The 11,494-nt window shown below is 42.6% G+C and carries 6 protein-coding genes; 5 read left to right on the top strand and 1 reads right to left on the bottom strand.

Translation table 11 applies throughout. The annotated features are described in order from the left end of the window. The first annotated feature begins 455 nt into the window (after nucleotides 1-455). Together BR73_RS0107170 and BR73_RS0107175 are read left to right on the top strand one after the other, a co-directional pair. Complete coding sequence (locus BR73_RS0107170) at nucleotides 456-3,155, top strand: cellobiose phosphorylase (protein ID WP_033164985.1); 2,700 nt, start codon at nucleotides 456-458, stop codon at nucleotides 3,153-3,155. Nucleotides 3,156-3,292: 137 nt separating this feature from the next. Then, a complete protein-coding gene (locus BR73_RS0107175) occupies nucleotides 3,293-4,147 on the top strand; it encodes a polysaccharide deacetylase family protein (protein ID WP_033164986.1) in 855 nt (284 codons plus the stop codon). Nucleotides 4,148-5,133: 986 nt separating this feature from the next. Here the strand turns inward: BR73_RS0107175 and BR73_RS0107180 are convergent. Further along, complete coding sequence (locus tag BR73_RS0107180) at nucleotides 5,134-6,039, bottom strand: helix-turn-helix domain-containing protein (RefSeq protein ID WP_033164987.1); 906 nt, start codon at nucleotides 6,037-6,039, stop codon at nucleotides 5,134-5,136. 192 nt (nucleotides 6,040-6,231) lie between these two features. Here BR73_RS0107180 and BR73_RS0107185 point away from each other — a divergent pair, with 192 nt between their 5' ends. The 3 genes from BR73_RS0107185 to BR73_RS0107195 all read left to right on the top strand — a co-directional run bounded on the left by BR73_RS0107185 (nucleotide 6,232) and on the right by BR73_RS0107195 (nucleotide 11,263). After that, nucleotides 6,232-8,217, top strand: a complete 1,986-nt coding sequence (locus BR73_RS0107185) for a TIM-barrel domain-containing protein (protein ID WP_033164988.1) — start codon at nucleotides 6,232-6,234, stop codon at nucleotides 8,215-8,217. 78 nt (nucleotides 8,218-8,295) lie between these two features. Beyond that, nucleotides 8,296-10,116: a family 43 glycosylhydrolase gene (locus BR73_RS0107190; RefSeq protein ID WP_033164989.1), complete on the top strand. Its 1,821-nt coding sequence runs from the start codon at nucleotides 8,296-8,298 to the stop codon at nucleotides 10,114-10,116. 340 nt (nucleotides 10,117-10,456) lie between these two features. After that, nucleotides 10,457-11,263, top strand: a complete 807-nt coding sequence (locus tag BR73_RS0107195) for an AraC family transcriptional regulator (RefSeq protein ID WP_033164990.1) — start codon at nucleotides 10,457-10,459, stop codon at nucleotides 11,261-11,263. Nucleotides 11,264-11,494: the final 231 nt, after the last annotated feature.

An 11,494-nucleotide genomic window follows, 5' to 3' on the forward strand; every position in this document is an offset into this window, starting at 1 on the left:
CAAAACAGAAAAACTCATGCTTCGATTCCAAGGTATAAGAAGTCCTAATTCTCTGAATATTTTGTGCTGGAAATATTATAAAACAGACAACTCGCTACGCATGAGTACACTATGTGTACTCAGACAATCTGTTTTATAATATAGCACAAAACATCCAGAGAAAAGGACTCCTAATACCTTTCCATAGGCGCATTCCTTCTTCTGTTTTGCGCGATTTGCCTGAAATTGTGTAAAAACAAGGCTTTTGACGCTTTAAACATCTGATTTCATAAAGAATTAGAAGAGAAAAATATCAAGAAACAAATACATTACAGGAGTGCAAGAATGTTGCCGATTCTGTCCAGGAAAAATTGTATATCCATTATACAGTTTCTCAGGCAGAACCGGCAATGTGTCGTGAAAAGAACCGAGATAGTAAAGATAAAATTATAAGGAAGAAGAGGTGCCGAGCTTAAATGAAACAATATCAGTTTATCGATGAGATGGGAACTTTCCGGCTGCCGAACCCGGAAACAACAAATTATTTGTATTTCCCTCTGGCCAATGAAAAGGGGGTAATGAGTAGTATTACACCCTTATTAGGTGGGGATTCCAAAACCGGGCAGCACAATTTTCTGCTTCAGCCTGTAAGCAGTGAGGACTTACATAACAACAAATCCACCAGGAACTTCTGGGTACTTATCAATGGCAAAGAGGCCTGGTCAGCCACTGGGGTATCCGTCAGGCAGCAAGCGGAAATTTTTACGGAAGAAAAAGAAGAGACAGTACTGGAAGCGGGAATTATGTGGCACCAGGTAACACGCCGCAATAAAAGTCTTGGAATCAGCTCTGTCATAACCTCCTTTGTACCTGCAACCGGTGAAAGAATAGAATTGATGAAAGTACGGATACGCAATGAAGGTGCTGAAGAAATGATAATAACACCTACTGCAGCCGTGCCCATTTACGGACGTTCTGCGGATAACCTCAGAGATCACAGGCATGTGACCTCCTTGCTTCATCGGATCAAAACCACCAGTAACGGAGTGCTGGTCCATCCTACCCTGGCGTTTGATGAAAGAGGGCACCAGCAGAATCATTGGGTATATGGAGTATTTGGAAAATCAGAAAAAAGCGGAAACCCCACAGGCTTCTTTCCGGTAGTTGATGATTTTATCGGAAACGGAGGTTCTTTGGAGAATCCGGAGGCTATAATGAAAGGTACCTTATTGCCGGTCAGCCGTGATTACACCATAGATGGTTATGAGGCATTGGGAGGATTGCGGTTTGCCGAGGTTGTCTTAAAACCGGGAGAAGAGAGCGTTTATATCCTTTCCTTATCCTATGGTGACGAAGAGGGTGAAATGAAAGAGACTGCTGTCAAATTTCTGTCGGAAGATTTCTTTGAAAAAGCACTGAAAGAGACCAGAAGCTATTGGAAGTATAAAATAAACCTATCCTGCCATACCGGTGATAAGAACTTTGATAACTGGATGTATTGGGTAAACTTTCAGCCTATGTTACGACGCATTTACGGCTGCTCCTTTCTGCCCCATCATGACTATGGAAAAGGCGGAAGAGGCTGGCGGGACTTATGGCAGGACTGTCTGGCACTGCTGATCATGAACCCCCAGGGAGTGAGGGAAATGATATTAAATAATTTTGCAGGTGTCCGAATAGACGGAACCAATGCCACCATAATCGGATCAAAACCGGGGGAATTTATCGCAGACAGGAATAACATTACCCGTGTATGGATGGATCATGGTTTCTGGCCGTTTTTGACAACAAAACTCTATATCGAACAAAGCGCAGATCTGGATTTACTGTTGGAGGAGGTTGTTTATTTTAAAGATAACCAGGCAGACAGAGGAGAAGGAAAAGATGAAAACTGGTCCGAGGAGCAGGGAAATCTGGTATGTACCGATAAGGGAGGAATATATAGGGGAACAGTACTGGAACATCTGCTTTTGCAAAACCTGACAGCATTTTACGATGTAGGAGAGCATAATAACCTCCGTTTAAGGGGAGCTGACTGGAATGATGCTCTGGATATGGCAGGTGAAAGAGGGGAAAGTGTTGCCTTTACTGCTGCTTATGCCGGAAATCTGTCCGATATGGCGGAGCTGCTCGAAGAGCTGAGACAGGAAAAGAATGTCAGGGTATTGACACTGGCAGAAGAAATCAGCCTGTTACTGGAGGACAGTCAGGAGCTTTATGACAGCATCCTACGAAAAAAAGAACTCCTTCAGCAATATCATAAAATCTGCCGTCATACTATAAGCGGACAAACGCTGGAGGTATCCATTGAGGAACTGATCAGGAATCTTAAGAAGAAAAGCCAGTGGATCAAAGACCATATCAGGAAAGAAGAGTGGATAACCGATCAGAACGGATATTCCTGGTTTAATGGTTACTACGATAACAAAGGCAGCAGGGTGGAGGGAGACCATCCATCGGGGGCGAGAATGATGCTTACCGGTCAGGTATTTACCATAATGTCCGGTACGGCAACAGAAGCCCAGTGCCTTGAGATCATAAAGGCGGCAGATAACTACCTGTACAAAAAGGAAGCAGGCGGCTACAGGCTCAACACTGATTTTGGAGAAGTTAAAACGGACCTTGGCAGAATGTTCGGGTTTGCTTATGGGCACAAAGAAAATGGAGCGGTCTTCTCTCATATGGCAGTGATGTATGCCAACGCCTTATACCGGAGAGGATTTGCCAAAGAGGCCTATAAGGTAATCAACACCCTTTATAAACAGCTGAGTGATTTCGAAAAGAGCAGGGTGTACCCGGGAATAACAGAATATATAGATGCCAGAGGTTACGGTCTCTATCATTATCTTACGGGAGCAGCCAGCTGGCTCCTGCTGACAGTGCTGACAGAAATGTATGGAGTAAAAGGGAAATACGGCACACTTGTCCTGAAACCGGGGCTTTTGAAAGAACAATTTGACAAAGCTGGTTCAGCTTCCATATCATTGACCTACCGGGAAAGAAAATTTAAAGTGGAATATCTCAATAAAAGTAAAAAAGAGTTTGGAGAGTATCAAATCGGCAGCATCAAGATAGATGGAATATTATACGGGGAAAATACAGACAGAATTGAGAAACACAAAATAATGGGATTGGAAAAGGAAAGTACGCATCATATCAGTATAGAGTTGCAATAAGCCAGGCAGAGGCAATCCATCGTTTTCGGGATCAGAGAACTTATACTGCTGAGATAAAAATCGTTGAGAAATTCATCTTTCAAGTGTATAATAACCCTGAAAATAAAAGATTGGGGTAGTAAAGAAAGGAGACTGTTATGGCAAGTATACACTTAAGATATCCGGAAGGAAAAGCAAAAGCACTGACTTTAAGCTACGATGATGGAGTGGAGCAGGATAAAAAGCTGCTGGAAATCATGCAGCAATATGGCTTAAAAGGAACCTTTAACCTGAACAGCGGCTTATACGCAGAGGAGGGTACCGAGTATCCAGCCGGTCAGATACATAGAAGAATGACAGAAAAGCAGATAAATGAGTGCTTTCAGAATTCCGGCCAGGAAATTGCAGTCCATTCCCTCACCCATCCATTTCTCGAGCAGCTGTCGGGAAATCTGGTAATAAAGGAAATTACAGAAGACAGAGAACGCCTGGAGAAACAGTTTAATACTATAGTACGCGGAATGGCATACCCCTTTGGTACCTATAGTGACAGCGTAGTAGAAATACTGAAAAACTGCGGAATTGCCTATGCAAGAACCGTAATCTCCACCTTCGATTTCAGAATGCCTGCCGACTGGCTGAGATTGACCGCCACCTGTCATCATAAAGCACCGGAGCTAATGCAGCTTGCCAAAAAGTTCACAGAAGACGAAGTCGACCGGGCACCTTATCTGTTCTATCTATGGGGACACAGCTATGAATTTGAAGCCGATGACAACTGGCAGGTAATAGAAGAATTTGCCGAATATATCAGCAATAGAAAAGATGTGTGGTATGCAACCAACATTCAAATATACGAGTACACCAAAGCCTACGAGCAATTAATATTCAGCGCAGACGGCAAACGCATAAGTAATCCAACAGCCACAGATCTCTGGCTGAAATACGATGATACAATCTGCGAGATAAAGTCCGGTTCTACCCTTACCATGATTCAAGTGTCAAAAGATTAGTTCTTCAAAAGGGGACGGCAAATTGCACAAAACAGAAAAACTCATGCTTCGATTCCAAGGTATAAGAAGTCCTAATTCTCCGGATGCTTTGTGCTTGGCATGTTATAAAACAGATAACCCGCTTCGCTCAAACAATCTGTTTTATAACATAGCACAAAGCATCCGGAGAATAGGACTTCTAATACCTTTCCATAGGCGCATTCGTTCTTCTGTTTTGTGCGATTTGCCTGAAATTGTGTAAAAACAAGGCTTTTGACGCTTTAATCATACCATTAAGTAGATGAGAAAAGCAGTCCAGTAACATCAATTAAAACACAAAAATAATATAAACAAGCAACTAACCATATCATAAAATACAAGCCAGAAGAAGCCTAAGGAAATCCAACTCATATAGGCTTCTTCTAGCACTTCGTTATTTTAAATAATTGTTAGCCACGATATGTTCAAGGTCAATTCTTATGTACTGCAAATATTAGTTCTGAGCTTCTAAAGTTAAAAATATATATGTTATTCTTTATTGTGATAAATTCTGGCTATTAAGTAAAAGCTTATAAATACATTTCTAAAAATAAATCATCTAATATACATCCTACTTATTGAACCATATAACTGCTTCCGTAAAATAATTCTACTCAGCATAACTAAAAAAGAAATAAAGTCATTTACAATAATCAGAAAACCTGGCCTCCTCTTTGGGAGTTTTTGTCTCGGAAAGGTTCCTTATGACACTTGTACTGCAGAAACCGCGCCAAGAACCGAATAAGCCACTGTTTGAGCGTGCAAAAAACTGAAAAAGATGCACAACCTGTTACTACGCGAGTTTGGCTTATTCGGTTCTGTCTTAAGCGGATTCTGCAGTACTAGTGGAATAAGGGTTCTTCTCCGAACAAAAACGTACAAAAAGGAGGCCAGGTTTTCGTCCACCCCCAAAGACCAGCTTTCGCCAAAATCCAAAATCCAAAATCTAAAAGTATTAATACCTCATATTAATTCCCACTCTCAGGATACTGCCTGCGGTATTCCGTCGGTGTACATTTCATATATTGAAGAAAAGCCCGATTGTAATGACTGATATTATAAAAACCGCACTGATTGGCGACCTGTGTTATTTTTAGATCGCTGTTTATAAGCAGTTCGCAGCTTTTTCGGATTCGAAACCGTACCAGATAGGTAATGGGAGAGATTCCGGTAAGCTCTTTAAAGTAACGGCAGAAAGCACCTTTGCTAAGACCTGAACGATCAGCCAGCTGTTCCAGCGTCAGATCCGCACCATAATGCTCCTGCAGATAGAGTAGGGAATTTTTCAGCTTATCATAGAGCTTCTGGTAGGTACCGGACAGGTCAACAGAGAGCATATGATTTGTGTAATAAAGATTCCATAGCTGAAACAGCAGCCCGTGTAGTTCCAGCTCCCAGTTCTCGATATCCTTCCGGTCATAGAATCCCAGAATCTGCACCAGCAGCTGAAGGAACTTGTCCTGCCAGCCGGTAGCCGGAGAAAACGGCAGGACGTAGAGGGCACCGTTGTGCTTAAGGGGCTGGACAAAACGTGCATAGGAGGAATGGGAGTAGGCTTCGGTAAAGAGAACCGTACTGAACAGGAAGGCATAAAAACAGCAATTCCTTCTATGGGGATTAAGTGCCATATGCAGCAGACCTGGCGGGATAAGAATCGCTTCCCCCTCTTTTAACAGAATACGTCTGTCTTCAATCATAAATTCAATCTCACCGGATTCCAGGTAAAACAATTCGATTTCATCGTGGAGATGCTGATATAGTACCAGGTCACAATCCGCCGGAATAAAGGTCCGGTGCAGGGAATAGGGCCGGTTTGAAATGACGTGGGATACCAGTTCCTTGAACTGGGAATCGGTATATAATGATTTTACCATAATAATCTCCTGTAAGGTGCAGCCTTGTGATTGACAGATGCAAGTTGGATATGAGCCGAGTATAGCATATAAATGGAAAAAGTCAATATAGTATCAACTTAGGTGAAGATATCTAAAGTATTCTTTCGGCTTTTCGTCTATACTAAAGTAGACTTATAAGCAGCAAGAAGGAATCGCAACAAGGAGGAAGTTATGGGTAAAATAGAATTATATAAGGATAAACTGGTATTTGAAAGAAAAGACGAGCTTACGGTTATTGAAGCATACGGCAACAACTGCCTGCGCTGCCGGACAACGAAAAATGCAAAGATTTCAGAGGAGTCCTGGACACTGCTGCCCCAGACAGCAGCTGATAGCTGCGTGGTTACCGGAGATGAAAGTGTGGCTATCATTACCAATGGTAAGGTCTCTGCTAAAATTGAAGCAGGTAATATATGGCATGGAGGCATTATCACTTATTATCGCAACGGAAAACAGATCCTGCATACCAAATACGAAGGTGACTATACCACCAGGAACATGCATCGTGAAGGTGACCATTATCAGGTCAAGGTGATTTTTGATGCAAATAAAGGAGAGCATTTTTACGGACTTGGTCAGGAACAGGAGGATCAGTTCGACCGTAAGGGAAGTACCTGTAATCTCTTGCATTACAATACAAAATCCACACTGCCGGTAGTGTATTCCTCCTTAGGGTATGGATTTTTCTGGAACAACCCTTCTCCCGGCAGATGTGAGCTGACCAATAACCATACCCTGTGGGTATCGGATAGTGCTTATCAGGCAGATTATCTGGTCTATGCCGGTGATACCCCCGCAGAGGTCATGAAGATCTACTGTGATCTGACCGGTTATGCACCAGCTTTTCCAGAGTGGGCAGCTGGTTTCTGGCAGTGCAAGCTTCGTTATGAGACACAGGAAGATTTACTGGAGGCGGCAAGGGAGTATAAGAAAAGAGGTATCCCCATTGATGCCATTGTTATCGATTATTTCCACTGGACAGAGCAGGGAGAATGGAAATTTGACCCGAAATACTGGCCGGATCCCAAAGCCATGTGCGAAGAATTAAGACAGATGAACATTGAACCCATTGTCTCCATCTGGCCAACCATCAACCCCAACAGTGAGAATTACCTTGAGATGAGCGAAGGCAATATGCTGGTGCGTACAGAAAACGGACAATACGGTACCTTTGATTTCTACGGGCAGCAGACCTTCATCGATCCCATGAATCCTAAGACAGCCAAATTTGTATGGGACAAGGTCAAGCAGAATTATTACAGTTATGGCATAAGGAATTTCTGGCTGGATGAAGCGGAACCTGAGGTTCATCCCCAGCAGTTCGGACATCTGAAGTTCCATCTGGGAAACGGTGCCCAGACAGCCATGCTGTATCCCTATTATTATTCAAAAATGTTCTACGAGGGCTTAAAGGAGGTTGGAGAAGAGAAAGTCATTTCCCTTACCAGGGCAGCTTATCCCGGAAGTCAGAAATATGGGTCTGCTGTCTGGAATGGAGATATCATGTCCACCTTTGAAGCTCTCCGAATGAGTATCAAGAGTGGACTGTCCATGGCAATGTGCGGGATTCCCTGGTGGAATTCAGATATCGGAGGATTCTTTAGCGGTGATATTGAAAGTGACTATTTTAGAGAGCTGGTTGTCCGCTGGTTCCAGTTTGGTCTGTTTAGCCCCATTATGAGACTCCATGGTTCACGCAGCCGTTCCAAGAATCATAAACCCCGTCATCCGGGAATCATTGAGCCAAGTGGCGGTGATAATGAAATCTGGTGCTTTGGAGAGGAGAATTATCCGGAGTTAAAGAAACTCATTGAAATCAGGGAGCGAATGAAACCCTATACCCAGAAATATATGGACATTGCCAGCGAGACCGGTAAACCCATAATGCGCCCTATGTTCTTCGATTATTACAACGATGAGATTTGTTATAAACTGGAGGACCAGTATATGTATGGGGAGGAGATACTTTTTGCACCTATTGTAAACCAGGGCCAGGTGGAGCGCGAAGTTTATCTGCCGGAAGGTAACTGGATCCAAATACTTGACAAAAAGGTCTACAGCGGAAAGCAGCAGATAAGCTGCAGGGCTGAATTGTATGAGTTTATTGCTTTCGTAAAAGAAGGAAGCGATGTCCTTTCTGTATTTGATATCCTTTAAGTTCACTATCAAAAACGGCAGAGAGAAATGAGGTATGGGGGAATTTGTAAATATTCTTAAATAGGTTTGGAGGTAAGCATGACGAAGCAATATGAGAAAGCTATGGAGATAATGGTTTATACCAGAGACCCGGAGAAGGATTATACGGAGTCTTTAAGTAACAGTATTCATCTGGCCTGTAAGAAAGGGGAGGAGAAGTTTCAACCCCTGAACAGGAATTATGGCATACTTTTTGCCAAAGCTACCATCAATGAGGACAATGTAATAAAGGAAAAAGGCTTAAAGAACCCCTATTTGTTTCAAAGGGCAGAGGGTTCCTTCGGCATTCTTGCAATAAGGGTAAATGGCCAGGGGGAAGCAGATACAGAAAGCAGAGGATATGTCCTTTTCTGGCAATCCGATGACCTGACGGATTTCGGGGAAGAGCAATTGTTGCAGCTGCATAAGGAGGAATATGTGGAAGAGGTGCAGTGCCGCTATCTTCCGGGAGAAAAGATTTATGAATTACGATGGAAAGACAGCAAGGGAAAATTCTATCGAAATACCTTAACAGATTTGTCAGAGCCCGGCAGTATATCAGAACCGGAGGAAATAACGGAATATGAGAGGATATCTCCAGAAGCCTTTCAGCCAGGAGTGAATCCCGGAAATAGTATGAAGGTTGCCTGGGAAACCGGAAACCATATAAGTTCCAGGTGGAGTCCCTTGCAGTATACAGAAATCAAGGTACCGGACAGCTTAAAAGCAAATACCCTGGATGAAGTTAGAGATATAAAAGCGGCAGCAATTTATTCCGATGGTTCTATTGCCGAAAAACAGGTGGACTGGGATTGCGGAACAATTGACTTTTCTGTACCCGGAACCTATGAGCTTACCGGAAAAGTTCTCCGGAAGGAATATCCTTTTCCCTTGGCCCACGGATATGCTGATCCTGTAATCTTACCCTGGAATGGGAAATATTATTACATTGCCACCAATGACAATAAAAATGATATCGGTATCTTTGTACGGGAAGCAGAGAACATAGAGGGTTTATTTGCAGAGGGTTATAAAGAAGTATTGATATTGGACGAAAACGAAGAGAAGAATTTTGTTCAGACCTTTTGGGCGCCGGAATTCCATAGCATCGGAGGGGAACTTTATATTCTCTTTGCAGTAAGCGGTAAGCAGTGGGGACCCCAGTGTCATATGATGAAGCTGAAAAAGGGCGGAGATATCCTGTGTGCAGAGGATTGGGAAGAACCCGTAAGGGTAAGAAGAACAGACGGCAGCTATCTGGCAGAGGAGGGGATTACCCTGGATATGACATACTTCAATGCCGGCGGAAGAGCCTGTGTCCTCTGGTCTTTCCGAAAAGGCATTGGAACACCCCTGGATACAGGTTCCATGATCTATATAGCATCCATTGATGAGAAGAATCCGACCGTACTGACCAGCGAACCGGTGTTATTGACCAGACCTCTTTACGGCTGGGAAAACATACAGGGAACAATTAATAACGAAGGACCCTACCCACTGGTTACGGAGGATATGGTGTACATTACCTATTCCGGCGGGGCTGCCTGCGGGTATACCTACGCTTTGGGCTTATTGAGTATTCCGGTGGGTAGTGATTATCTGGATGCAGCAGCCTGGAAGAAGGCTACTACTCCTGTCTTATCCTATTATTCCATTGAAGGAGTATATGGTCCTGGACATAATTCCTTCTTCCGGGATTATGATGGAAGTACCTGGATTCTGTATCACGGTGAAACCGAACTGGTTCCCTTTGGAAAAAGGTGTACGGCAATGCACCGGGTGCATTTTGACAGGAAAGGACGTCCGGTATTTGACCTGGCAGGAGAAAGGGAGCTGAGCAAGGGCTTGGAAGAGCTATCTATAAAAATAATAGTAGAGTAAGTATACAGCAGAAGAGTTCTCTTTTCTGTCCGGTATCAGAAAGGGTATTTTGTTGCTGATACATGCCGATAATTTCTCAGGCTGGACAGAGAAGCAAAGGGCTCTTCTTTTTGTTTTGCTTCTGGGGACTTTATACCTTGATAGCAGAGTACAAGCAGCTCTTTTTTTGAAATTGAGGTGGAATTATATGCCGGTATCATTTTGTTTAATCATTAAATTAACTATTTCATTTAACTATCTGTTTATGTTAGAATAAAGATATTAACGCAAGGAATACTTCAATAAACGGATGTAAGGCAATCAGAGGGTCAATAAAACCGATGATATATGGAGGAAGGAAATGATACACATTGATTATACAGAATATGATGCTTCTCATACAAGTGATTTTGTTTTTGACATACCGGAAGGGCATGATTGCTGGTTGTTATTGCTGACCCAGACCCCTGCTATTTTTATGGTGGAGAATACCTGCCGGGAATATCCTTCTAACTGTGCCATACTGTACAAACCAAAGCAAAGGATATACTACCGGGCCTGCGGAGAAAGGTATGCCAATGACTGGATCCGTTTTTATACCGATGAAAATTATGTCATAACAACGCCGATACAGTGCGGGGTACCTTTTCAGATACACGATCCCTCTTACTGTCATAAGTTATACCAGTTATTGGTTACGGAACACATTCTGAACAACAGCTTTAAGGATATAACAATAGATAATCTTTTTCGTATATTGTTCAACAAATTATTGGAATCCTATGATTATAAAACAGTGACACCTTTGTTTAAGAATCTCAAGGAACTGAAAATGGAGATCTATCACAGACCCTACGAGGAATGGACTGTCAGCCGGATGGCGGAGAAACTGAATATCAGCGTTGGCTATATGCAGGATATTTATAAGAATACTTTTGGTGTTACCTGTATGGAGGATGTAATCAACAGCAGGATCAATCTGGCAAAAAAGTACCTTGTATACGACCAATACACGATAGCTGAGATTATAACCTTATGCGGATACCGCAACATTGAACATTTTTTTCGTCAATTCAAGAAGACTACCGGAGTCACTCCAAACCAATTCCGAAAGCTTCCCCATGCAATACCTCCTTTGCAGAATAAGAAAGATAAGGATTTTCCGTGAACTGCTATCCGTAGAAAAGAACTGCCTGGTATAGGTGCCGTCATATCAGAGAAAATAAGGAAAACGCCTTCATCAAGGGTTTTCAAAGATCTCTTAAGTGGTTTGTTATGGTTTCATCCGGCCACACAGTTAAATATGTAACTGTCTAATTCATAATAAAATATAACTTTCTGTTTCATACTATTTCAGGAAAATTGCAAAAAAGCAGAAGAACGAAAGCGCCTATGGAAA

This window comes from Clostridium sp. KNHs205 (assembly GCF_000702945.1).
Classification (GTDB): Bacteria; Bacillota; Clostridia; order Lachnospirales; family Lachnospiraceae; genus Anaerocolumna.